Annotated in this window: 26 protein-coding genes and 1 pseudogene; 11 read left to right on the top strand and 16 right to left on the bottom strand. The window is 65.4% G+C overall.

Annotated elements, in window-relative coordinates; translation table 11 throughout:
• Positions 1-44 precede the first annotated feature (44 nt).
• Complete coding sequence (locus JUB13_RS19060) at positions 45-293, top strand: hypothetical protein (RefSeq protein WP_207481776.1); 249 nt, start codon at positions 45-47, stop codon at positions 291-293.
• Between the two features lie 133 nt (positions 294-426).
• On the opposite strand, the gene JUB13_RS19065 is transcribed toward JUB13_RS19060, so the two are convergent.
• From JUB13_RS19065 to JUB13_RS31445, 3 genes are read right to left on the bottom strand one after another with little or no spacing between them, the layout of a single operon-like run.
• Entirely contained in the window at positions 427-930 is a 504-nt protein-coding gene (locus JUB13_RS19065) for a DUF2938 domain-containing protein (RefSeq protein WP_207481777.1), read from the bottom strand.
• A gap of 40 nt (positions 931-970) precedes the next feature.
• On the bottom strand, positions 971-2,125 hold the full coding sequence (locus tag JUB13_RS19070; RefSeq protein WP_236025068.1) for an MFS transporter: 1,155 nt from the start codon (positions 2,123-2,125) through the stop codon (positions 971-973).
• 23 nt (positions 2,126-2,148) lie between these two features.
• On the bottom strand, positions 2,149-2,484 hold the full coding sequence (locus tag JUB13_RS31445; protein WP_236025069.1) for a hypothetical protein: 336 nt from the start codon (positions 2,482-2,484) through the stop codon (positions 2,149-2,151).
• An 18-nt stretch (positions 2,485-2,502) separates the two neighbouring features.
• On the opposite strand from JUB13_RS31445, the gene JUB13_RS19075 reads away from it, so the two are divergent.
• Positions 2,503-2,955, top strand: coding sequence for a helix-turn-helix domain-containing protein (locus tag JUB13_RS19075; protein WP_207481779.1), 453 nt, complete (start codon positions 2,503-2,505; stop codon positions 2,953-2,955).
• A 444-nt stretch (positions 2,956-3,399) separates the two neighbouring features.
• Here JUB13_RS19075 and JUB13_RS19080 read toward each other — a convergent pair whose 3' ends face one another.
• Positions 3,400-3,963, bottom strand: a complete 564-nt coding sequence (locus JUB13_RS19080) for a TetR/AcrR family transcriptional regulator (RefSeq protein ID WP_236025070.1) — start codon at positions 3,961-3,963, stop codon at positions 3,400-3,402.
• 183 nt (positions 3,964-4,146) lie between these two features.
• Here JUB13_RS19080 and JUB13_RS19085 point away from each other — a divergent pair, with 183 nt between their 5' ends.
• Together JUB13_RS19085 and JUB13_RS19090 are read left to right on the top strand one after the other, a co-directional pair.
• On the top strand, positions 4,147-4,887 hold the full coding sequence (locus JUB13_RS19085; RefSeq protein ID WP_207481782.1) for an SDR family NAD(P)-dependent oxidoreductase: 741 nt from the start codon (positions 4,147-4,149) through the stop codon (positions 4,885-4,887).
• Complete coding sequence (locus JUB13_RS19090) at positions 4,884-6,020, top strand: Gfo/Idh/MocA family protein (RefSeq protein WP_207481783.1); 1,137 nt, start codon at positions 4,884-4,886, stop codon at positions 6,018-6,020. The genes JUB13_RS19085 and JUB13_RS19090 overlap by 4 nt, the downstream gene beginning before the upstream one ends.
• 51 nt (positions 6,021-6,071) lie before the next feature.
• On the opposite strand, the gene JUB13_RS19095 is transcribed toward JUB13_RS19090, so the two are convergent.
• Both JUB13_RS19095 and JUB13_RS19100 read right to left on the bottom strand, forming a co-directional pair.
• On the bottom strand, positions 6,072-6,350 hold the full coding sequence (locus tag JUB13_RS19095; protein WP_207481784.1) for a hypothetical protein: 279 nt from the start codon (positions 6,348-6,350) through the stop codon (positions 6,072-6,074).
• Positions 6,351-7,023: 673 nt separating this feature from the next.
• Entirely contained in the window at positions 7,024-7,953 is a 930-nt protein-coding gene (locus tag JUB13_RS19100; protein WP_207481785.1) for a LysR family transcriptional regulator, read from the bottom strand.
• 199 nt (positions 7,954-8,152) lie between these two features.
• Between JUB13_RS19100 and JUB13_RS19105 the strand changes: the two genes are divergently transcribed.
• Both JUB13_RS19105 and JUB13_RS19110 read left to right on the top strand, forming a co-directional pair.
• Positions 8,153-8,905, top strand: coding sequence for a 3-oxoacyl-ACP reductase family protein (locus JUB13_RS19105; protein WP_207481786.1), 753 nt, complete (start codon positions 8,153-8,155; stop codon positions 8,903-8,905).
• Positions 8,906-8,939: 34 nt separating this feature from the next.
• Positions 8,940-9,542, top strand: a complete 603-nt coding sequence (locus JUB13_RS19110; RefSeq protein ID WP_207481787.1) for an NADPH-dependent F420 reductase — start codon at positions 8,940-8,942, stop codon at positions 9,540-9,542.
• Positions 9,543-9,770: 228 nt separating this feature from the next.
• Here the strand turns inward: JUB13_RS19110 and JUB13_RS19115 are convergent, their stop codons facing one another.
• Positions 9,771-9,989 (bottom strand): hypothetical protein, encoded by a 219-nt coding sequence (locus JUB13_RS19115; protein ID WP_207481788.1) that lies wholly within the window; start codon positions 9,987-9,989, stop codon positions 9,771-9,773.
• Between the two features lie 200 nt (positions 9,990-10,189).
• Between JUB13_RS19115 and JUB13_RS19120 the strand changes: the two genes are divergently transcribed.
• Positions 10,190-10,405 (top strand): hypothetical protein, encoded by a 216-nt coding sequence (locus tag JUB13_RS19120; protein ID WP_207481790.1) that lies wholly within the window; start codon positions 10,190-10,192, stop codon positions 10,403-10,405.
• A 114-nt stretch (positions 10,406-10,519) separates the two neighbouring features.
• On the opposite strand, the gene JUB13_RS19125 is transcribed toward JUB13_RS19120, so the two are convergent.
• The 4 genes and pseudogenes from JUB13_RS19125 to JUB13_RS32100 all read right to left on the bottom strand — a co-directional run.
• Entirely contained in the window at positions 10,520-10,711 is a 192-nt protein-coding gene (locus JUB13_RS19125; protein ID WP_207481792.1) for a hypothetical protein, read from the bottom strand.
• Positions 10,712-11,381: 670 nt separating this feature from the next.
• Positions 11,382-12,968 (bottom strand): hypothetical protein, encoded by a 1,587-nt coding sequence (locus tag JUB13_RS19130; RefSeq protein WP_207481793.1) that lies wholly within the window; start codon positions 12,966-12,968, stop codon positions 11,382-11,384.
• A gap of 445 nt (positions 12,969-13,413) precedes the next feature.
• Positions 13,414-13,950 (bottom strand): DinB/UmuC family translesion DNA polymerase, encoded by a 537-nt coding sequence (locus tag JUB13_RS32095; protein WP_328702968.1) that lies wholly within the window; start codon positions 13,948-13,950, stop codon positions 13,414-13,416.
• 224 nt (positions 13,951-14,174) lie between these two features.
• Positions 14,175-14,522 (bottom strand): annotated as a pseudogene (locus tag JUB13_RS32100) (Y-family DNA polymerase); the annotation flags it as partial.
• On the opposite strand from JUB13_RS32100, the gene JUB13_RS32105 reads away from it, so the two are divergent.
• From JUB13_RS32105 to JUB13_RS19145, 3 genes are all read left to right on the top strand, one after another.
• Positions 14,469-14,660: a hypothetical protein gene (locus JUB13_RS32105; protein WP_328702972.1), complete on the top strand. Its 192-nt coding sequence runs from the start codon at positions 14,469-14,471 to the stop codon at positions 14,658-14,660. The pseudogene JUB13_RS32100 and the gene JUB13_RS32105 overlap by 54 nt on opposite strands.
• A 24-nt stretch (positions 14,661-14,684) precedes the next feature.
• The gene (locus tag JUB13_RS19140) at positions 14,685-15,299 is read left to right on the top strand and encodes a hypothetical protein (RefSeq protein WP_207481794.1); all 615 of its coding nucleotides are present in this window, start codon (positions 14,685-14,687) and stop codon (positions 15,297-15,299) included.
• 526 nt (positions 15,300-15,825) lie between these two features.
• Positions 15,826-16,665: an APH(6)-I family aminoglycoside O-phosphotransferase gene (locus JUB13_RS19145; protein ID WP_207481795.1), complete on the top strand. Its 840-nt coding sequence runs from the start codon at positions 15,826-15,828 to the stop codon at positions 16,663-16,665.
• A 441-nt stretch (positions 16,666-17,106) separates the two neighbouring features.
• On the opposite strand, the gene pcl is transcribed toward JUB13_RS19145, so the two are convergent.
• From pcl to JUB13_RS19165, 4 genes are all read right to left on the bottom strand, one after another.
• Entirely contained in the window at positions 17,107-18,324 is a 1,218-nt protein-coding gene (gene pcl / locus JUB13_RS19150; protein WP_207481796.1) for a 4-coumarate--CoA ligase, read from the bottom strand.
• An 11-nt stretch (positions 18,325-18,335) separates the two neighbouring features.
• Positions 18,336-18,725 carry a photoactive yellow protein gene (pyp, locus tag JUB13_RS19155; RefSeq protein ID WP_207481797.1) on the bottom strand — a complete coding sequence of 130 codons (390 nt, stop codon included), beginning with the start codon at positions 18,723-18,725 and terminating at the stop codon, positions 18,336-18,338.
• 290 nt (positions 18,726-19,015) lie between these two features.
• Positions 19,016-19,195 (bottom strand): diguanylate cyclase domain-containing protein, encoded by a 180-nt coding sequence (locus JUB13_RS19160; protein WP_207481802.1) that lies wholly within the window; start codon positions 19,193-19,195, stop codon positions 19,016-19,018.
• Positions 19,196-19,384: 189 nt separating this feature from the next.
• Complete coding sequence (locus JUB13_RS19165) at positions 19,385-20,029, bottom strand: hypothetical protein (RefSeq protein WP_207481805.1); 645 nt, start codon at positions 20,027-20,029, stop codon at positions 19,385-19,387.
• A gap of 32 nt (positions 20,030-20,061) precedes the next feature.
• Between JUB13_RS19165 and JUB13_RS19170 the strand changes: the two genes are divergently transcribed.
• Positions 20,062-20,508 carry a hypothetical protein gene (locus tag JUB13_RS19170; RefSeq protein WP_207481807.1) on the top strand — a complete coding sequence of 149 codons (447 nt, stop codon included), beginning with the start codon at positions 20,062-20,064 and terminating at the stop codon, positions 20,506-20,508.
• Between the two features lie 439 nt (positions 20,509-20,947).
• Here the strand turns inward: JUB13_RS19170 and JUB13_RS19175 are convergent, their stop codons facing one another.
• A complete protein-coding gene (locus JUB13_RS19175; protein ID WP_207481808.1) occupies positions 20,948-21,445 on the bottom strand; it encodes a 2,4'-dihydroxyacetophenone dioxygenase family protein in 498 nt (165 codons plus the stop codon).
• Positions 21,446-21,451: the final 6 nt, after the last annotated feature.

Below are 21,451 nucleotides of genomic sequence, written 5' to 3' on the forward strand. Positions count from 1 at the left end.
CGAGATCGGACTCTGACGCGAGTTGACCTCCTCGATCAACGGAGATGTCCAAGAAGGATTTCCTCCTTGGACGCCGTGACAGGTCCAGGCATTCAGCGGTCTCGCGTGTCCGAAAACCCTGTCCGGAAATGGCCGTCGATACCGGCCACCCAGATCCTGAGACGCAGCTCGACCTCGAGAATGCCATCCGCACCGCCCGGCCGGGGTTGATCGACTACGCGAGAGCCTGGACGGACGATCAAACTCTCAATTTGCGGGTCGAAACCCTCAAGGCCGCCGGCGCGCTGCTTTGATGGGCACCATGCGCGGATCACCAGAAACGGCAGGCAATGTTCTCTGCACGAAATTCCCGGCCCTCGGCCGCCCCGTCCGGGGCGGCAGCGAGGCGTGTCGGAAATCAGGTGTTTTCCGCCTCCACTTGCCCCATCAAGCCGGTAACACAGCGGCGGCGAGCACGGCCGCGCCGTACAGGCCGATGCCAAATGAAACGTGGGCCACAAGGCTCCGGAAACGCGAACGGTTCGGCTGCGGGGTCTTGCTCGCCGCGATCCCGGCGCCCATGCCGGGCTGAAGGATCAGGAACGGCGCTACGACGGTCGCAACACCGACGAGAAGGGCCGGGCCGGGCGTCGGATTGTGCGCCCATTGGACGCCCCACACCGTGAGCAGCACCGCCGCGAACACAATCCCGGTCGCATAATGCGCAATCCAGCCAAGCACCGCCTCTCCCCGTACAGGTGGTGCGTCGGCAATGCTCCTATGCGTGAACCGCCCACGCAAGAGATGGCCGATCCAGCGGCCGACCAGCGCGTAGTTCAACGAAGGCACCCCGAGAAGCCGCCGTTGCAGTGCGGCCCAAAGATCCATGAAGGCGGTGGCACCGCCACCGATCAGCAGCGCGGCCATGGTGAACGTCAGCACATCACTCATCACAGGTCTCCTGCAGCGTTCGCGGCGAGCCGGGGCACAGTCATGCCGCGCCGCGACGCCGCCCCCTGGGCGCAACCAGCAGGGCCGCCACCACAGCCATTCCGAAGAGTGCCGCCGCCGTTCCGAAGGCCCTGGCATAACCCTCGACGACGTCGGCGCGTGTGGCCGCCACGGCCATGAAGAGGGCGAACCCGACCGTTGGGCCGAGTTCCATCGCCGTATTCATCACGCCGCCCGCAAGGCCCATCTGATGATGCGCGACATTCGCCGTCGCCAAGACGGCGGCGCCCGAGAACACAAGCGCGATGCCAATGGCAAGCAGAACCTGCGCGGGGAGGAGAACCGTGAGATACGCCGTCTTGGGACCGATGTCGGCGAGCCACGCCAGAGCGGCGCCGGCGACCAGGAGACCTGCGACAGTCGTAGCTTCCTCCCCGAATCTCCCCACGATGCGCGCCGCGAGAAGATTGCTTCCGAGCAGAGCCAATGCGAAAGGCAGGAACGAAGCGGCGGTCTCGAAGGGTGTCCAGCCGCGCATCCGCTGTAGGTAGGTGAGAAGCACGAACTCGATCAGCAGCGATGCGGCTGCGGCGAGCAGCATGCCGGAGACCCCGACGATGCGCCGGGGATCGAGCAGGAAAGCCGGTGGCAGTAGGGGATCGGCCGCCCTACGCTCGGCGATAATGAACATGACCAGCAACGCGGTTCCGGCAGCGATCGGCCCCACCACCACGGGCGAGCCCCAGGTCGTGTCGTGGCTGGCGATCAGGCCGAAGCTCGCCAGCATGATCCCGCCCGTCGCGAGGATGGCCCCGAGGGGGTCGAGCCCCGGGCGGCTTGCCGCCTCACCCGGACGAGCGGAGGGCAGCAGACCGGCACTGGCCGCCAGTCCAAGTGCGGATACCGTGATCGGCGCCGCGAACATCCAGCGCCAGCTGACGAAGCTGGCCGCCATGCCGGATGAGATGAAGCCCAGCACGGCACCCATCACAGACACGCCGCCCCAGATCGCCATGGCGCGGGCAAAGGCCGCCATGTCGGGGAACAGGCCGCGCATCTGGCCGAGTGCGGCAGGTGCAACGATCGCCCCCCCTACACCCTCCAGAAAGCGCATGGCAATCAGCATGCCGTACCCGGGCGCCAGCGCAGCCGCCAGCGACGCGGCGCCGAACAGCGCAAGGCCGAGCACGAGCATTCGCGGCGCACCGAAGCGATCCGTCAGCCGAATAGCAGCAGGCCGCTGAAAGGCAGTCCATACGCGACCTGCAGCAGCAAGACCTCGCCGGCGGAGAGCGCGAACTCCTCTGCGATCTTCGGCAGGGGAATCATGATCAGCGCGATCGTGAAGATCAAGGTCGATTGGACAGTCGCGAGGATCGCCAAGGCGCGTCCGGGATTCGAGGTCCGCTCGACGGCAGGAAATGCCGCCGCTTTCAGATTTGGCACGGGCGTCTCCAGAAAGCGTTCGGATGTCGTCTTCCAACCTGGCGCACCCTCCGCACCGAGCGTTGCGCCTTGCCCAAGACTGCGACGGGAGCGATGATGCAAGTTCAAGTGAACTTGAGGTTAAGCATGAAGTTGATCGACATCGCAGAGGTTGCGCGGAGGTCCGGCGTTCCCGCCTCGACCTTGAGGTTCTATGACGAGAAGGGGCTGATCGTGTCGGTGGGACGGCAAGGCATGCGCCGTCTGTTCGACCCGGGCGTGATCGAGCGACTGTCTCTGATCGCGCTTGGACGGAATGCCGGGTTCTCGCTCGAGGAGATCGGCGCCATGTTCGGCCCGGACGGCGGTCCCCGGATCGACCGCATGCAACTGGCTGCCAGGGCGGAAGAGCTTGGTCGAACCATCCGAAAACTCATCGCCCTGCGCGACGGCTTGCGACATGCGGCGGAATGCCCGGCTCCAAGCCACATGGAGTGTCCCACATTCCAGCGGATGCTCCGTCTGGCGCGCGCCGATCAGGCCCGGAAGCGCCGGCATCGACCGCAGCCGTCTGGCCCTACCCTCGCCAACTCGCGTTGACCGAGGGCCTGGGGCGGGGCACGGCTCGAAAAGACAGCCGGTTCGGCTTGTTCAGGCGGCCACGGAGGAGTTGGCTCGCACGGGCTTCGGGCTCTCGGGTGTATTCCGCAGAGGGGTCAAGGAGAGGGGCGAGGGCGCCGGACGTTTCGAACTGCGCTTGCCGTTCACCTGCCCGGCGGGGTCATCGGCCCCGCAAGCTGGGCGCGGCCTAGGAGGAGGCGCTGGCCTTCCTGAGGAGCGCCATGGATCCGGTCACCGCCGCGGTCCCTGCTGCCGCGATGAGCCGCCTGGATCCCCGCGTGGTTCATGGCCCCGGCGTGGCCGCCCGACCGCGGCAGGAGCCAGAGGCGCGCAGGTCCCCGCCGCAGCTTGCCTGGGGCCGTCCAGTTCTGCCTTTCGCCCGCTCCTTTCATCAACCCGCCCAGCGTCTGCGGAAGCTCCCACTTATCGCTTTTCAGATGCCTTCACCATGCTGTCCCACCCAGCCATGGCGATCTCGGCAACGGCCTGAAGTTCTGCCCTGTCGGCGCCATCACGGGCTCGGATTGCCATCCCGCTTTGCAAGGTTTGCAGAAAGCGCGCGAGCTTGGTGACATCCACGGTGTCTGGCAGTTCGCCCTCCAGAACGGCCCTCTCCAGACGCGATTTGAGCACGTGGAATGCGCCGCCACGGGTCGTCTTTATCAAGTCAGAAAGCTCAGCGTGGCCATCGCTGCCGACGGTCCCCAATGTGACCAAGCAGCCGTGAGGCAGATCGCAATCCGATCCCGTCATCGCGGCTGCCGAGTCCCAAAGATATGCGAGCATAGCCTCGCGGGCTGTGGCTGCCGCGCGAAATCTCCCCAGGACCAAATGCTCGTATGTGGTGGAGTAACAACGAAGCGCCTCGGCATACAGCTCGTCCTTCGATCCGAAAGCGGCGTAGAGGCTCTTCGTTCCGATGCCCAACACCTGCGTCAGGTCGGCAATTGACGTCGCCTCATACCCCTTGATCCAGAACAGCCTCATGGCCCTCTTCAAGGCCGCATCGCGGTCGAACGTGCGCGGTCGCCCACGCGCGCGAGGCGCGGGCTCGATCGCCGAAGATTGGTCCAGTTCATATTTGTGCATCGATCACTGTATAAATCTCTTGACCCGGCTTTGCAACCGTCCCACCTATTATGCAGTGATCACTGCATAAAGGGATGCGCTATGACGAACCTTGTTGGTAAACGCGCACTTGTAACCGGTGGCTCTCGGGGCATCGGTGCCGCCATCGCGCTCGCGCTCGCCGAGAACGGCGCTGACGTCGCGCTGACGTTCCAAAACTCCGCCGGTCGCGCCCAGGAGGTTGTGGCTTCGATCGAACAACTGGGCCGCCGAGCGGTGGCCATTCAGGCCGACAGCGCTGATCCGGTCGCGATCAAACGGTCGGTGGATGAGGCCGCCGCTGCTCTGGGTGGCCTCGACGTCCTCGTCAACAATGCCGGCATCGCGCTTTACGACACGATCGCCGACATCAAGGCCGAGACCATCGATGCGCTGTTCGCGGTCAACGTGCGGGGGACAATCCTCACCACTCAGGCGGCGATTCCGCATCTAAGCTGGGGTGGGCGGGTCATTACCATCGGCTCGGCGGGCGCCGAGCGAATCGTCGGCGTCACCGGCACGGTCTACTACATGACCAAGTCTGCGCTCCAGTCCTTCACACGCGGGCTCGCGCACGAGTTGGGTCCAAAGGACATCACGGCGAACTTGGTCCAACCGGGCTCGACCGACACCGAGATGAACCCGGCCGATGGCGAGGCCGGGGACTACCAACGCAGCCTTACGCCCCTGGGGCGTTTTGCGACGCCGGCGGACATCGCCGCCGCAGTTACCTTCCTCGCAAGCCCTGCGGCGAGGCAGCTCACCGGCACGATCATCACGGTCGACGGCGGGCTTCTCGCTTGAGCTGGCTTGGCAGAAAAATCGGGGTTGGCATCGTCGGCGCGAGCGCCAACCGCGGCTGGGCCAGCGTGGCCCACATTCCGGCGATCCACGCGCTTCGTGCATTCGAGATCCGAGGTGTCAGTACGACCCGATTGGAAAGTGCCAGTGCGACCGCTGATAGGCTCGGCGTCGATCTGGCCTTTGACACGCATCAGGCGCTTGTTTCGCGACCGGAGATCGATCTGGTGGTGGTTGCAGTGAAGGTGCCGGCGCATCGCGAGATCGTCGCTGACTCGCTTGCTGCGGGAAAGATGGTCTTTTGCGAGTGGCCGTTGGGACGGAACCTGGCGGAGGCCGAGGAACTGGCGGGCCTTGCCCGGGAAAAGCAACTCAAGACGGTGATTGGATTGCAAGGCGGATTACATCCGCCGATCCGCTTCCTTCGCGACATCATTCATCAAGGCGCTATAGGCCTTCCGTTGAGCACGAGCATCCGGGCACATCCGACCGAAGACATGTGGGTGGGAAGGTACGATCCACCCTTCGAGTTCATGGCGCAGACGGACAATGGCGCCACCCTGCTCAGCATCGCGGTCGGTCAGGCGCTCGAGCCGCTCGCACAGGTGCTTGGCGAATTCAGCAGCCTGTCCGCGGTTATCGCCAATCAGAGAGGTGACGGCATTCGGCTTCGGGACGGACTCACGCTGCCGAAGAACGCGCCGGATGAGATTGCCATTGCTGGGCATCTTCGAGGAGGGATCGTCGCCTCTTTGCATTACAGCGCCGGGCTTCCGTCTGGCCCCCCGATGGTTTGGGAAATCCAGGGCACCGAGGGCAGCCTTCGCATCGAGGGCCCTTCCGGTTACATCCATTTGGGCGATCTAGCGATTACGTGCCGTCGCGGACAGGCACCGGCTCAGCGCCTGACCGTCCCAGCCTCCTATGCGAAAGACGATCTTGGTCTCGGCGCAGGCGCAGCGGGCGTCGCCCGTCTTTATGCCCAGTTCGCCTCCGATCTCCAGAGTGGAACATCCATAGCTCCGGATTTCCAGACTGCACTTTCTCGACACCGAGCGCTCGATGCAATTTCGCGAGCGAGCGAAACTGGTCTCCGTCAAGATGTTATGTCTAACATCAATATTAGAACTGATTAATCGGCCGCCTCTGCCAAATGCATCTGGCCTGTAAGAATGGCCCGTCCTCGCCTACAGCCTCAAGCCGGTTTCGCCGCTGCGCCGCAGGTCCGGGTTCGCCAAATCCGGCTCGAGAGGCCAACTCGTAACGGCATAGCTGCCGCCGCGGCCACAAACCGAGGCAGGCCGCGCCCGCAGAGCCCAGACCCAGGTGTGCACGGGGATCAGGCCGTCGGAGAGCAGCCCGCTCAGCGATGCGACATAGGCGCAAGACAGAGGCTCGCGCTCGTCGGGATCCCGGCCGGTGTGTCCGAAGGCCGAGGTCAGAAGACGGTTCAGCCATCCGAGCATTGAGGAAGCCCCCTGGTTGCGCCGTGAGCCTGCGTCGGAAGACGGGTGAGAGGGACTGCGCGGTTGGTCGCATGGTGCGGCGCCTCCGGAGTGGCATAACCCAGGCAACGCGCCTTGCGCAGGCACCACTTCAGACTGATGTGGCCGGCCGCGGCGCCGTTCCCGGCCGGCGGAAGTCAGGCCCTTGCATGTCGTAGCCGGGGAAACTGAGAACCGTGACATTGGCGGAAGCAATTTGCGGCAGGAGCATGCCGATGAGGGAGAGCACCGCGCGCCTTGCTGTCCTGCTGCCGGTCATTCCATCCGCCATGCTGCTCGCAACCGGGGACAGCTTAGACGACGGAGGTTAATCGAAAGTCGGGCCCCGGCTTCGGTGAGGGGCGGGACCTCGGCGGATTGGTACCGGGCGTGATCGCCTGAATCCGGTGACGGCCGTCCTCATGATGCTCCCAGGGGGCGCCGCTAGGTCTGTCATTTATCCAACGCCAAGACCGAACGAAAAAGAGTAATGGCATTCGTGATGCCTGACGCTGCAGGTGGTCGGCTGGGTCAATGCACCGAGGCTGTAGCCGCCGCAGTACGGTAGGTGGTGCTCGCCTCCGTCGAATTGGATCACCGGAGCCGGTGCCGCAGCGACGCAGATTGTGGGGAGACGATTCGCCCTAGAAGCGTCCTAACCAAGGCTGCCTGCGAAGCGCTCCGCGAGGCGCTCGCGCTTGAACGCGTCGGCGACGAAGTCGATGAAGGTGCGGGTCTTGGCCGGGAGCAGGGTACGGCTGGCATAGTAGAGGGAGATCGAGCCCGCGTCGCTGTACCAGCGCGGGACCAAACGCACGAGGTCGCCGCGCTCGAGTTCGCGCAGCACGTCCGGAACGGCGATGAGTGCGACGCCGAGGCCGAGCAGGGCGGCTTCGCGCATTGCGGCGGGCTCGTTGACCACGATCGTCTCACGCAGGACCGCGGCCATCTCGGCTCCGGCTGCGTCGCGCATCACCCATTGCCGGATGCGGCCGGTGCGCAGCGAACGCATCGCGATGCCGTCGAGTGCCGCGAGCTCGGTGGGATCCACGGGCGGCGTACGACCCGTCATGTAGGCGCGTGAGGCGACGGCGACGATGTGGGCGGGTGCGAGCGCACGCGAGACGACGCCCGGCGTCAGGTCGAACCCGCCACCGATCGCCGCGTCATAGCCTTCGGCCACCAGATCCACCTGCCGGTTCTCGAAATGCCATTCCGGCCTGATGCCCGGATAGCGGAGGAGAAAGCCTGGCAGCAGCGGCATGAGATGCGTAATGCCGAAAGTCGGCGCCATGCTCACCTTGAGGATGCCGGCGGGCTCGCCTCCGTCGGTCGAAATGCCCGCGATCGCCGCCTGAAGGGCCTCGAGGTTGCCACCGATCGCCTGCAGGAAGCGCTCGCCCGCCTCGGTGAGCGTGAGCTTGCGGGTGGAGCGGTGGAACAGTCGCACGCCGATGTTCCGCTCCAGCATTGCCACGTTGCGGCTGACCGCCGCCGGCGTGAGGGCAAGCCGCCGCGCCGCCGCGGAGAAGCTGCCGCTCTCAGCGCTCCGGACGAAGGATTCCAGGTTGGCGAGCGTTTCCACGTCGGCATTCTCAACGACCGCTTGAAGCGATGGCAAGCCAATACCGCCTAATCACTGGGGAATAAAGCGGTCATCTTCACCTCGAACCCAGGTGGAGACGACCACGATGCCCGACGGTCCGAACAGACCTCCGCAGTCGTCGACGTCAAGGGCATTCGGCTGAAACTCCTCCCCCAACCCGCACGTCAAGGAGCACGACATGTCGAACGAAACCCGTTCCCTCGCCGGCAAGGCAGCCCTGGTCACCGGTGGTTCGCGATCGATCGGCGCTGCGATCGCCAAACGGCTCGCCGCCGATGGCGCGGCGGTCGCGATCACCTACAGCGCCTCTCCGGAGAAGGCGAAGCAGGTCGTTGCCGACATTGAAGCGGCCGGCGGCAAGGCGATTGCGATTGAGGCGGACGCCGGCAACATCGAGGCCGTCCGCGCCGCCGTCGCCAAGACGGTCGAGGAGCTCGGATCAATCGACATCCTCGTGAACAATGCCGGGCTCGGGCTCGGCGGGCCGATCGAGGAGATCCCGTTTGAGACCTATGAGAGGATGGTCGCCGTCAACGTCACCGGCGTCTTCGTCGCCACCCAGGAGGCGGTCCGCCGGATGAAGACGGGTGGGCGCATTATCTACATCGGCTCGTCCATGACGCGCTATGCCGCCTTCCCCACGGCCTCGCTCTACACGCTCACCAAGGGCGCAATTACCGGCTTCAACCGCAGCCTCGTGCGCGATCTCGGCCCCAAAGGCATCACGGTCAACACCGTCCATCCGGGTCCCACCGACACCGACATGAACCCGGCTCACGGCCCGGTCGCGCAGATCGTCGGCCCGGGCATGGCGATCGGCCGCTACGGACAACCGCACGAGATCGCAAGCGTCGTCGCCTTCCTGGCGAGTCCGGAAGCCGCCTTCGTCACCGGCGCCGACATCGTCGCCGACGGTGGCCTGACCGCCTGACCGCAAGCATTCCGACCGCTCGAGGATCATCACCATGACCAGCATCGGCATCATCGGCGCCGGGAACATCGGCCAAGCCTTCGCCGCCGCGCTCGCAAAGAACGGCATCCGCGCCACCCTTTCCAACAGCCGCGGCCCCGACAGCCTCAAGGAAGCGGTCGCGGCCCTCGGCCCGACCATCGAGGCGGGAACGCGCGAAGAAGCCGCCGCAAAGGACATCGTCCTGGTAGCCGTCAACTGGTCGAAGCTCCCGGCGGCGCTCGCGGGCTTGCCGGACTTCGGCGGCCGGATCGTCATAGACGCCAACAATCCGATCGAGGCGCCGCTGTTCAGGCCGGCGGAGCTCAGCGGGCGCGCCTCGTCGGAGATCTTCGCCGGTCTCGTGCCGGGCGCGCGCGTGGTGAAGGCGTTCAACCACCTTCAGCCGCACCTCCTTTCGGGCAACCCGCAGGCGGAAGGTGGCAAGCGCGTCCTCTTCTATTCCGGCGACGACGCCAGGGCCAAGGCCGCGGTCGGCGCGCTCGTCGATCGGCTCGGCTTCTTCGGCATCGATCTCGGCCCGCTCGCGGTCGGTGCGCGCCTCGTCCAGTTCCCCGGCGGGCCTCTGCCCGCGCTCAACCTCGTCCGCTTCGGCTGACGCGGCCTCACCCCAGAACAGGAGTCCGAGCCATGTCCAAATCCACCTTAAAAGGTTCCCAGTCGGGATGATTCCGATGCAATCCGGCTTAATCCGGCCTGGAAACTTCCCGATCGGGATTATGCTGGCTCGGCGCCACGGAGCCGTATCGACATGCCCGCAAGGCCAGGCGAGCGGCCGCTGACAAAAACTCGGGCTACAGACCGCGGCCGAAGCCGCTCGCGCCCCTCACGCGGCTACCAGCCCTGTCCGCTCGATCTCGGTCGCGGAAACGATCTGAGTGATCCGCCGCGTCAGCCCCCGGCGCTCGATCTGGATGATCGCGCCGAGCTCAGACTCCTCGAGCAGGGATTGCACGAGCGCGCCCGGCGGCTTGCCCGTCGCGATCTCGTAGTTCCTGCCCCAGGCCCGGAAGAAGTTCCTCGGGCTGTTCGCGTGGCCGGTCATCAGGAAGTTCGCGTGACCCGAGATCAGGCAGCGGGCCGCTCTTGCGCGGCGAACGGCCCTTCGCCATCTTTGAATCGGGCGCCGCCGACCCCGACCGCGAGGGAGGGGCAGCAGCCTGGGAACCTGGCCTCTCCGAGGCTTCAGCCCCAGAATCCAGTGGCATTGCGCTCTGGCGGCGGCGCTCCAACTCCCTCTCAATCTTGAATGCTAGTGACCTCGACCCGAGCGAGCCGGCCTATCTCGGCTTCCTGCTGCTGGCTACCCCTGCTCTCGCCGTGCCGATCGGCCTCGCCGAGCGGGCCGCCGAGCACTGGGCGTGGCGCACGGGAATTTGCAACGTGATCGCCAGCCGCCTGCAGGAGCTGCGCCGTCCCGAGGCCCAGCCCGGCGGCCAGCTGAGGGCCTGGACCGCCTGAAGGGGTGGCTCTGGCTTGACGGCAACGGACGGGCAGGCGAAGAGATCCGCGCTCACCCACGAACCACCTGCCGCCGAGGCCGAATGCTCCTGCGCCTTCTGATCCCCCCGCCGCTCACGCGCCGAGGCAGCGCATAAGCTCGTCGGTATCGTAGGTGTCAGCGCCGGCCGCCAGCAGCGAAGCGACCGTGTAGCCAGCGCCCTCGATCACGTCGCGGGCCTCCGGCTCTCCGATGTGCTGCATGCGGATCAGCTCGGCCACGGCGGCGGCAAAGCCTGCCTCGAACGTGGAGATCTTCCTGGGCATGGGGTTTTCCTTTCAGGGACGGCCGTCGAGAGCCGGCGGCCGCGAGAATGAGCCGCGGGTCAGCGGAGGCCCGCGATCTCGGCTGCTCTCAACCACAGCCGCCTGATCAGCTCGGCCCGCTTCGCCTCGCCCACCTTCTCGTGCCGGCGATCCCACACCCTGATCGCGACCTCTAGGGATCGCGCGTCGGAGTGAAGAGGAACCACGTTGTGCTGTGCTGCGCGCCCGGCTCGATCCACAGTGCTTATCTCAGGGAAGGATGTTCCGAATCCTGACGCATGAGGCGTGTGCCGTCACCGCAAGCCGCGACAGCCAGCCAGCCTTGAAGAGACCCGCCGGCGACGACCGCGACCCTGCGGCCGCGCCGGTGGCCTGCCAGCGCATCGCCTCGCGATGACGGGCAGGAAGTCTGGGACGGGGCTCACGCGCCCAGCGACTGCATCATCAGCTTGCGGTGCGTGACCGGGGAGTGTGCGATCCGTCGCACCGAAGCGCGCAATGCCGGCACGGCATCGCGAGAGGACCTCGCGGGGGTGCCGTGACGCTCAGGAGCCGACGGAACACCATGCCCATGGCTCCCTTTCCGGTCCCCCTGACCCATTGCTCGCAGGCTGCTGGTCCGCGCCGGCTCCGACACAGTGGCGCGCCACGTGGGATCTCGGCGCGCCCGTCAGGCAAGCCAGTGATCAAGGCCTGCCTGGACACCTACCCACTCGCCAACGTCGTATGACGAAACCGCGCTTCGGACCCGGTCCCCCTCCGATGCGTTGAAATCTACGATCTCATCGCCGGATGTGACGAAGAGATCCGGCCCGTGACCGCCGATCAGGATGTCGTGCCCAGGACCGCCGATCAGGACGTCCGCGGCATTCCCTCCACGCAAGGTATCGTCGCCTGCCTGACCGAGAAGAAGGTCATTCTCATTCCCGCCGTCGAGCATATCCCGACCGAGGCCGCCATCCAGGAGATCGAAGCCACGGCCCCCGAATAGGCGATCGTCGCCGTCCAAACCGTGCAGAGCGTCGTTACCGCTGGCGCCGTTCAGATGATCCGAGCCGCCGCCTCCCTTCAGCACATTGCCCGACGCGTCGCCCAGCAGGGTTCGGCCGCTCGGTTTGTCCAGATAAGCCAGGAAGACGTCGTAGGCCTGGTTTGTATCCCCGCGAACCAGATCGTCGGCATCGCTCGTGAAGGCAACGACCCGGCCATCCGCGGAAAGATCACCGATGTAGGAGTCACCGTCGGCCGGTGTGCCATCCCTCGCAGTGTCGATCAGCCAGATTTCTCCCGTCGACAGATCCTTGACGAACAAGTTCCTGGTCCCGTTGGTATCGCCGGGAACCAGGTTGTCGGCGTCGCTGAAGAACCCCACCCTGTTGCCATCAGACGAAATCGCCGAGACGAACGCGGACTCTCCCCCGACCATCTGGGCGCCGGTCGCGGAGACACTGGCGCGCACGATCTCACCCGTGAGGAGGTCCTTGACGAACACGTCGTCTCGGCCATTTGTGTCTCCGGCAACAAGGGTGTCGTCCGAACTGAGGAACGCCACTTTGGTGCCGTCGTCGGAGAGCCTGAAGTTCGTTGTTCTGCCGATGACCCGCGTAAGGTCACCCGTTACGAGATCTTTCAGGAAAACACCCGACTCTTCGGGAGTCTCGAAGTTGTCGACATCAAAGGCCACCAGTGTTCCGTCGGCGGAAACGAATGGCGTGGACACATAGGTGTCGGCAAGCGGGGCTCCGTTCTCGTCCGTGTCGGCGCGTATGAGACGGCCGGTCAGCAGATCATCCACGTAGATTCCGGAGCCCTGAACGGCTACCACCGTCCCGTCAGCGGAAAAGTCATGGCTGCCGGCACTTTCCGACTGCCGGATGCGCACGATCGCTCCGGTCTCGAGGTCCTTTACGAAGATGTCGTCGACCTCATTGCCGTCACCCGGCACAAGGTTGCTGGAAGTACTGCGGAATGCGACCCGGCTGCCGTCGGCAGAGATGTGGGGATGTAGCCCCCGACCGGCGTCATCCCCCTGATCACCGCCAGGGGGTTCCTTGCTGACCTGCACGAGCCTGCCTGTCCGGAAATCCTTCACGAACGCGTCGTAGCTCCCTTCGGTGTCGCCTGGCGCAAACTCTGAAGCAATGCTGTGGAAGGCCACCTTCGTCCCGTCGGCGGAAAGCGTGGCGTTCAGGGCCAGATCCTGGTCACCGAAACCTTCTGTGCCATCGGGCCCGATGCTGGCGCGGATGATCCTCATGGTCCGCCCTCCCACTATAGGCGTGCAGTTTTCAGTCACTCATTCGCGTACACCCGGCCATAGCCTCTGAAGCTTTGATACAGCGGGCATGCAACAGCGCCGCCATCTGGCGCTAGAGGCTATGGGTGGATCCGATTCCATGTAGAAGCCTGCCGTAGTGGCGCAGCGTCGCCGGAGCGTCGGTTGGAATGCCGAGCCGCAGCAAGGGGCGAGACCTTGATCCCCATGACGCATCATCGGGGCACCGAAAGCAGTCGCCACGTCGGTCTATGCGGAAAGATTTTACACCCTTTGGTGGAAATGTCTGGTCGGCGTCAGGCGTACCAACGTCGGAGGCCTCTTAAGGCGAGGTCCTCGTCGTGACGGAGCTGACGCCGTTCGTGCAGCCGCTCTCGATCAACCGAGCGCGGCCCACGCCGCCACCGTCCATCCCCCGCCGGCTTCGTCACGCCTGCCGACGTCTCGCGCCTGATCGGCGCAGCGGCCTGCCGAACAGGTCCACGTCCTGCCTCGGCGGTGATGCCGGCGGCACCGGCTCGCCTGCAGCGTCATCGGCACGCCGCACGGGCAACTCCGGCGAGAAGAGATAGGGCTCCTCGGGCGCGTCCGCGTCCACCAGGTCGGCGCAGCCGGCGCCGATCAGGCGGAAGGCGCGGCCGTTGGCCTCCTTCTCCAGCAATGCCCGCGCCGTGGTCCAGATCGCCTCGACGTCCCGCGTTGGCGTCGCAAGGCGCCGGGAGCGGGTGAGGATCTGGAAGTCCGCGGTCTTGAGCTTGAGAGTCACCTGGCGGCCCAGGAAGCCCTCGGCCGCCATCCTTCGCGCCACATCCTCGCATTGAACCCGCAGCTGCGCCTCGAGACCGGGCAGGTCCGCGATATCCCGCTCGAAGGTCGTCTCGGCCGAGACGGACTTCGTTTCCTCGTCGGGCACGACGCGGCGGTCGTCCCGGCCGCGGGCGAAGCGGTAGAGCACCCGCCCCATGACGCCGTAGCGCCTGGCGAGCCAGACTTCGTCCCGCTGGCGGAGCTCCGCGATCGTCCGGACCCCGTCATGGTCCAGGCGCTGCTCGAGCGCCGGCCCGACGCCGTGGATAAATCCTGGGCTTCCGCCCGGCCAACCACGCTGAAGCCGCGGGGCTTGTCGAGGTCGGAGGCGAGCTTGGCAGGGAACCCGTTGTAGCTGAGGCCGATCGACGCCGTGATGCCGACCTCGCGCTCGATGCGGATCGCGAGCCGCGCCAGCGCGCGGGCAGGGCTCATGCCGAGACGCGCGGCCGAGAGATCGAGCGTCGCCTCGTCGATCGAGAGCGGCTGCACGAGCGGCGTCAGCTCCAGCATCATCGCCCGCACCTGGCGGCCGGCCTCCTCGTAGCGTGCCATGTCCGGCGGCACGACCACCGCATCGGGGCAGAGCTCCAGCGCCTTGAACATCGGCGTCGCAGAGCGCACGCCCGCTATCCTGGCGACGTAGCAGGCCGCCGCGACGACACCCCGGTGGACATGGCCGACGACGACCGGCCGCGTCGCCAGCTCCGGCCGATCGCGCTTGTGCACCGAGGCGAAGAACGCATCGAGGTCGACATGCGCGATGGTGAGGTCATGCAGCTCGGCATGCCGGACGATGCGGCGCGAGCGGCAGCGGGGACACCGGGAGGCCGCGCCAACGAAGACCGTGCTGCAGTCCCTGCATAGTGCTGGGCTGGAGGGGAGGGTGGCATGATGGTCATTATGCCATGGCTGGCAGATCTCGCGCATCGCGGCGCGACCGCGATTCTCTGCGCGGCCTGGTTGGCCGGCGTCTGGCTGGCGGCGCGCTCGGAGGCCGTCTCCGCCCCGCGAGCGGATCAGGATTCCGAGCGGACCTCCCTGACGCCCGCGTTGCCCAAGGTCCCGGTCCTGGCCCTGCACCCCGCGACCCTTCTGGCACTGCCGCGATTCTGCGCGGCCATGGCGGATAGCACCGCCGGCGCTGGCGCCGGGCGCAGCTGGATCTACGAGATTGAGCGGGTGCGCTCCGGCATGCGCATCTTCGTCTATCCCCGCGGCGGGCTGATCGCAGGGACCTTCCTGGTACCGATCCGCTACCGCGGCCACGAGCAGTTCGACGACGACCCCGTGCTCTTCGCGCTGACGACCATGCTCAGCAACCTGCCGGGCGTCTGCAGCCTCGTCGGCATCGACCCCACAGGCCGGCCCTTTCACACCCTCGGACCGCTCGACCTGCCGCGCGGCACCACGCCGGAGCAGCGCCTGGAGCGCGCCTACGAGATCGTCGTGGAGATCGCCGGCCGGTACCGGCCGGACGGGTCCTACGACCGGCCTTCGGGCTGAGGCGGCGGTCGAAACGCGTCCCTCCGCAGGACGGAATCAGTTGGTCGCCGTTGAGCAATCAGGTCAGGCCGCGGCCGCCGCCATGCGGGCAGCGGCCTCGGGGTCGAGGGCGACCGGTCGGCGCGCCCCCGCCACCTCTCAGACGTCCGATAGGTGTAGCTGCTCGCACTGATCCGCGGCCTAGCTCGATTTGATCGGCGATTTCGCGCTCATGACCGTTGAGACGGAGTCTCTGAGTGGGGCACAGTATGTGCTGGCAGGCTTACATTGGATGACATAGACTTGCAGTCAAATAGTTCTGGCACACATTGCTAGCGAAGGCAATGGTTACTCTAACCGGCAGGCCAGCCGTTACTGTGCAGTATGGCTCAAGCACTTGACCAGAAACACGGCTTTTTAGCGGTGATCGGTCACTCGCAATCGGAACACTCGCGCCACACAGCTTGAGAAGACGGGTGTTCATTGCCAGCTTTGTACTTCTCATGTACGCCTTCGGCGTCCAAAACCGTTCGGAGGGAAGAGTCCAGTGCGCCCGCACGGCTTCTTCGGACCCCATCTCGAGACATTTCTGCGGGAGTGGCGTTTGCAACCGGAAGGTGCGCTTGTCACCACCCATTCGAGTTGGATTCTGCCCGTCCGACGAGATGACACTTCTGCCATTCTGAAGGTCGCCCGCATTCCTGATGAGCGGTGTGGCTTTCAGCTGATGAGGTGGTGGGACGGTCAAGGCGCAGCCAGAGTGCTCGTGTTTGCCGAAGACGCCCTGCTCATTGAGCGGGCGACTGGTACGCGCGATCTCGCAGAGATGGCGCGGTCCGGCCAGGATGAAGAGGCTTGCCGGATCCTTTGCGAAACCGCTTCCCGCCTGCACGAGTGGCGGCCACGGCCACTTCCGGAACTGCATTCACTTGAGGAGTGGTTCGAGCCACTTTTCGAGCTGGCTGCTCAACACAGCTCCCTGGCCGTGGCGTCTTGTGCTGCTCGGCAGCTCTTCTCAGAACCACGATCCATCTGCGCTCTCCACGGTGATCTCCATCACGAGAACGTCCTCGACTTCGGCGAGCGTGGCTGGCTAGCGATCGATCCTCACGGCTTGGTCGGGGAGCGGTTCTTCGACTTCGCCAACATCTTTACGAACCCAGATCTCAGTGATCCAAGCAAGCCTGTCGCGACTCTCCCGGGGCGCCTGGAGTCCCGCCTCAGGATCGTCACCGAGACGACGCATGTCGAACCGACCCGCCTGCTCCAATGGATCGTGGCCTGGACGGGACTTTCCGCGGCTTGGTTCATAGGTGACGGTGACCATGATGGCGCCGCCATCGACCTGACAGTCAATGAGATTGCGTCCGGGCTCCTCGGGCTATGAGGCATAGACGTATATCGCTGCGAGACGCACTTCAAATCAACGGTCTGGCCCCAAGAGGCGAATGGGCTCACAAGGAAATCAGCCGTTCTCCCGGCGGTGCATACGGTGCCATGGCAAGCGGCTACGGAGCGCCAGGATACCCGTCCGGAAATCAATGCGCGGTTCGTCCGTGTCCACGACGTTTCCTGATGCCTGACAGCCACATTTCTGCGGCGCCATTGGGCGTTTCGCGGAATTCGATCCCAAGGCGATGATTGCGGGCTATTGGCAAAGAGCCCGAGCCGGGTTTCACTTAATGCGAGCCGGGCGCCGTCCACGATCTCACCGAATGTGAGCCAGGATTCAGCGATCAAATCGAGCCGGGCCGTCGATGGGTGCGAGCCCATACAGATAGGGACTGCCTCCGGCCGAGGCCGACGCCCTGTCGCGCGAGCTTGCCATTCACGGGCGTGTCTCAAAGGCGACCGGCCAGTCCGCCGCCTTGCCCAGCTCCCCGGTCGGGAGCGCCGGGCCGAAGCTAAGCGCCCGCGGGCGCTGGGGCACGGGAAGCGTCCCTTCGATCCAAGCAGAGAGCTGGGCGCGAAGCTCCGCCTCAGGTGGAGCGTGCGGGGAGGGAACGACAAAGGCCTTGAGCCGGGTCCCCTCGTCGGGCCGCATCAGCCGGACCGCGCACTCCGCGACGTGCGGATGGTCCAGCAGGCGCTCGCGCACGGCCCGGGGCGAGACATTGACACCGCCCACCTGGACGACTGAGTCGAGCCGACCCCCCGGCCGAAACTCACCGCCCTCCCAGGCGAGCCGGTCCTGGAGCGGCCTTGACGCCGCACCGCCCGGGAGGATCCGCAAGACCTCGCCTTCCTCGAAGCGCCACCAGGGAAAGGGCCGGAAGCCCGCGTCGGGATCGTCGCGCCAGCCGAGGCCGGCCGTCTCCGAGGAGCCGAAGACCTCCACCAGCCGCGAGAGACCCAGTCCCCGCACGCCCCTCGCGGTCTCGGCCGGGCAAGGGGCGGTGGACGAGGTCCCCGCAACGTCCCCCGGGATCAGCGGCGCGGCACGCAGCACGGCCCGCCAGAACTCGGGGTGGCCGACTACGAGGTCGCCGGGGCGGAGCAGCGCGCCGAGCGCGGCCGGGGAGCGCTCTCGCAAGTCAAGTACCTCGGCGTCGAGGTGCGCCGGCAGCAGCACCGTGAACAGAAACCCGTAGATGTGGTGGGCCGGCACCGCGGACAGCACGCGCCGCCGTCCCGGCAACAGGCCGGCCAGGTGCGCCGCCTCCTCTTCCAGCGCGAGGAGCGGATGGGGGCAGGGCTTGCCTGCCCCGGTGCTGCCCGAGGTGCGGAACGTCATCTCCCCGTCGAACCGGGCCAGTGCGGCACGGGCCACCTCCAGCCAGCCGCCGAGGGTGCGCCGCACGAGCAGGTAATCCTCGATCCCGCTGCGGTGGATTTGGAACAGCTCGGTCAGCGCCGCTGAAAGCTGCAGAAGTTCCAGCGAGTCGGCGCCGAGACCGCCGTCCCCGATCAGGAGATCCTCGGGCCAGGGCCGCGGGACCGCCAGCCTCGGCTCGCCGGGCCGGAGCTTCGCCAACTCGTCGGAGATGAGGTCGGCGACGACCCGTGAGAAGCTCCCCTCGTTCACCCACCAAGGACGGTCGGTCATGGTCTCTGCCCTCAGAGGCGCTTGACGAAGACCCAGTAGCTGTCGCCCACCAGGGCCTTCTTCATGTGCACCTTCACCTTGGTGGACTTCATCTGGTAGTCGAAGGTGTACTCGAACATGACATTCAGGTTGCCCGCCTTCACGCCCTTGTCGAACTCGCCTTTAAAGCGAGGCGTGTTGGTACAGGGGGCGACCTCGGTAAAGAAGCTCTTCCCGATCACTGTCTTCGGGTCGCGGCCCGTAATTGCGCCCTCGGCGGCATTGTACTGCAGGATCCGCCCCGAGGCGTCGAGCTGGATCGCGCCGAAGGCGAGGTTGTCGATGTCCTTGCCGCCGAGCTTCGCCATGACGTTCTCGATGTCCGTCTTGCCAAACTCGACGAACTGCATCCCGTTATCCATTGTTCCTCTCCGCGCAGGATACCTCGATCTGACGAGGCGCACGGGAGATAGCTCCACTAGTTCGTTCTTCCATACGACTAAAATCCTATGACCATATCAATCCGCGATCACAAAGGATGTTATCGGACGATGGGTTAATTGTTGTGGGTCGCTGGAGCCGCATCTGCGAGATCTTGGTCCGGCTTGGCTGCTCGCGGATGGACTATCCTTCCGCATAGATTCTCGAAAGCCCGTTTCGAGTCGCCTGTTCTCGGACCTCAGTGACGCGCCGGGCGCGGCGTCGCGACTGCTCAGGTCGAGGCCAGCGATCCAGCCCGGCAGGCGTTGCCGCGCACGAACATAGCCCGGTTTCGCCCGGCGCGCTTAGCCTCGTACAGCGCCTTGTCGGACGTCGCCAGGAGACGCTCAGGCGTCATGCCGTCGTCCGGCCATGCCGCAATGCCGATGCTGCATCTCACGCGAACGGCCATCCCCTTGAAGTGTGGTTTCAGCCATAAGCTGGAATACAATGGAACCGACGTTTCGGTGCGGCGTCCATCTTGAGGCGCCTTACCGTAATTTTCCTCGCGGATACTGACAAAACCCCAAGATGCCGGGCATGGCGGAAACGGTCGGGCATCGGGCCCGACCGTTCTTTAAGATTGACCCGCGTGATCGCGTTAGCGGCAGTAAAGCAGGGCCATGGCCGCTTGATGGGCGTTCAGTCCATCCTTGTTGGCAGTCTGGCAAAGCTTGCGGGTCAAGTCGGTATCCGGCCGTGAGGCGGATACAAGCATCGCTGAAGGCTCTCGCCACTCACGAATGGAAAGATCATGAACCTTGGCGTCGTCACCGATCTGCACGCCGACGAGAGCCTTCCGATCTGATCGGACTTCCATCTCGCGCATGACAATCTTGCCAGACAATTCAGCGGCCGCTTCCGAGGTCTTGCCTTTGATTGCTGCCGACGCTGACGGCTTGGTGCCGAAGACCTGCGCAAATGCGTTGTTGGCGGCGTCCCGACCGAACAGACTGCTCATCGCATCCTTTACCACACCCTGCTGAATGATGGACGGCAAGTCCTGCTCGCTAAAGGTCTTGACGACGTAGTCCTTGCCGCCACCGAAACAGCCCGGCTTCTCCATTCCGGATACGCGGATCCCAGCCTCGCGGAGTTCGCAGACGAAGTCACGCAGCGTGCCGATTTCCGTACCAACGAGCACCCCAAGCTTGCCATCGCTCGCTGAAAGGCCGGAGTCCTTGAGGGCGGCGTCGCAGGCCCCATCGAACATGGCCAGTGCTGCTTTCCGGGTCTCGTCACGCATAGTGGCGAGCGTTGGCAGCGGATAGCTTCTGCTTGTCGCTCGAGCGTCATCGCGCCGATAGCGATTTCGAGGGCATTGCGGCGGCTGGCTGGGATCTGCGCGAGCTCGGCACGGAACTCCGGAAGGGAGTCTTTGAGTGCCTTGTCAGCACGTTCGCGGGCCATTCCCCGCAAACGGTCGGCGTGCGGCTTTCCTGTGTCGCCCGTGAAGGGCGATGCTGCCTCATCGCCGGCCTCCAGCGTGGCCAAAGCCACTTCCATTCCTGCTCTCTTGGTCTCCTTCAACTCCAGTGCGGCCTGATCCGCCAGTTCACCGTAAATGCGGTCAAGCCGCGCCGACACAAGCTTGCGGATCTCGGCCTCCGCCGGCGTCCCGGAGAAGGATGCCAATGCGGAGTCCTGCAGACGCTCCGCCTGCTCGACGGACGACCATCTCACTGGCAGTGCGTCGAGTTCGGTTTTGATTCCGGGAAGGCTTGAAGACGCGATCTGTGCAACACGACGGTCGACTGCGGAGCGGTATTCCTGCAGCCCCGCGGCGTCACCGCCAACAAGCCGCTCGATCTCATTGCGGCGCTGCATGAGAGATGCAACCCCGGTTGGACTCTCCGCAGCCTTGGCAACGGCTTCGGTCTCCTGCCTGACCACCGCCTCACGAGCTTCTGAGCGGAACTTAGTCTCGGCAGCATTGAGGTCGCCCGCCTCGATGAATCCGCGCGCAAGCGCCGCCCCGATGCCTGACGTAGCACCGGTGACGAGCACGCGTCGGCCGGCGAACCACTGCGATGCCCAGGCCCTGGAGACGGGTTCGGACACTGCGGACAGGGACCTGTGCGAATCGGTCACGGCGGCCTCTCGAAATGGCGGCGCGGGGCGAACGGCCCGCCGCGGACAGGGATCTCAGCGAGCCGGGGTGCTGTCAGCGAACAAATCGATCCACGTAGTCGCGGCCTAGGCCGCAGGCCTCGTAGTGACGGCGGCACATGTCAATCTTCGTGAAGACGTCCTCGTAGCCCGTGCGGACGTTGTTCTCGTCGAGGTAGATCATGCAGCCCGTGATGTTGAAGAAAGTGATCATCTCCTTCGTGTCCTCGGGAACTAAAAGCGTGTGGATCTCGCCCGGCGGCTCGAAAACGTAAGAGCCTTCCGTCGCGACCCAGTCGTGCTCGCGGTAGTGCCAGCGGCCCCTCAGCACGAAGCCGTGCACCGGATTGGGATGAAGGTGGCGCGACAAGACGCCGGATCGGCGGACCCTCAGCAGATTGCACCACTGGCCCTGCATCGTGTTCAGCATCAGCGGACGGAACCAGACGTCGGGAGCCTGCGGGACCCACACCCGCTCGTCCTCGGGAATCGCCACCACGGCGATCTCCGGAGGCGCAAGGACGTGGGTCGAGCCTTTCATGTCGGCGTACATGGCGGT

Source organism: Arenibaculum pallidiluteum (assembly GCF_017355985.1).
GTDB classification, from domain to species: Bacteria; Pseudomonadota; Alphaproteobacteria; order Azospirillales; family Azospirillaceae; genus Arenibaculum; species Arenibaculum pallidiluteum.

Coding starts and splice junctions, on each gene's coding strand:
- pcl (WP_207481796.1), bottom strand. CDS start 18,324: ATGACCGACCGTCCTTGGTGGGTGAACGAGGGGAGCTTCTCACGGGTC.
- JUB13_RS19165 (WP_207481805.1), bottom strand. CDS start 20,029: ATGCGTGACGAGACCCGGAAAGCAGCACTGGCCATGTTCGATGGGGCC.
- JUB13_RS19070 (WP_236025068.1), bottom strand. CDS start 2,125: ATGCTCGTGCTCGGCCTTGCGCTGTTCGGCGCCGCGTCGCTGGCGGCT.
- JUB13_RS32095 (WP_328702968.1), bottom strand. CDS start 13,950: ATGGGGCGGGTGCTCTACCGCTTCGCCCGCGGCCGGGACGACCGCCGC.
- JUB13_RS19095 (WP_207481784.1), bottom strand. CDS start 6,350: ATGCTCGGATGGCTGAACCGTCTTCTGACCTCGGCCTTCGGACACACC.
- JUB13_RS19160 (WP_207481802.1), bottom strand. CDS start 19,195: ATGGCCGTTCGCGTGAGATGCAGCATCGGCATTGCGGCATGGCCGGAC.
- JUB13_RS19175 (WP_207481808.1), bottom strand. CDS start 21,445: ATGTACGCCGACATGAAAGGCTCGACCCACGTCCTTGCGCCTCCGGAG.
- JUB13_RS19080 (WP_236025070.1), bottom strand. CDS start 3,963: ATGAGGCTGTTCTGGATCAAGGGGTATGAGGCGACGTCAATTGCCGAC.
- JUB13_RS32105 (WP_328702972.1), top strand. CDS start 14,469: ATGGCCGACGACGACCGGCCGCGTCGCCAGCTCCGGCCGATCGCGCTT.
- JUB13_RS19110 (WP_207481787.1), top strand. CDS start 8,940: ATGACCAGCATCGGCATCATCGGCGCCGGGAACATCGGCCAAGCCTTC.
- JUB13_RS19105 (WP_207481786.1), top strand. CDS start 8,153: ATGTCGAACGAAACCCGTTCCCTCGCCGGCAAGGCAGCCCTGGTCACC.
- JUB13_RS19115 (WP_207481788.1), bottom strand. CDS start 9,989: ATGACCGGCCACGCGAACAGCCCGAGGAACTTCTTCCGGGCCTGGGGC.
- JUB13_RS19140 (WP_207481794.1), top strand. CDS start 14,685: ATGATGGTCATTATGCCATGGCTGGCAGATCTCGCGCATCGCGGCGCG.
- pyp (WP_207481797.1), bottom strand. CDS start 18,725: ATGGATAACGGGATGCAGTTCGTCGAGTTTGGCAAGACGGACATCGAG.
- JUB13_RS19065 (WP_207481777.1), bottom strand. CDS start 930: ATGAGTGATGTGCTGACGTTCACCATGGCCGCGCTGCTGATCGGTGGC.
- JUB13_RS19085 (WP_207481782.1), top strand. CDS start 4,147: ATGACGAACCTTGTTGGTAAACGCGCACTTGTAACCGGTGGCTCTCGG.
- JUB13_RS19125 (WP_207481792.1), bottom strand. CDS start 10,711: ATGCCCAGGAAGATCTCCACGTTCGAGGCAGGCTTTGCCGCCGCCGTG.
- JUB13_RS19130 (WP_207481793.1), bottom strand. CDS start 12,968: ATGAGGATCATCCGCGCCAGCATCGGGCCCGATGGCACAGAAGGTTTC.
- JUB13_RS19075 (WP_207481779.1), top strand. CDS start 2,503: ATGAAGTTGATCGACATCGCAGAGGTTGCGCGGAGGTCCGGCGTTCCC.
- JUB13_RS19060 (WP_207481776.1), top strand. CDS start 45: ATGTCCAAGAAGGATTTCCTCCTTGGACGCCGTGACAGGTCCAGGCAT.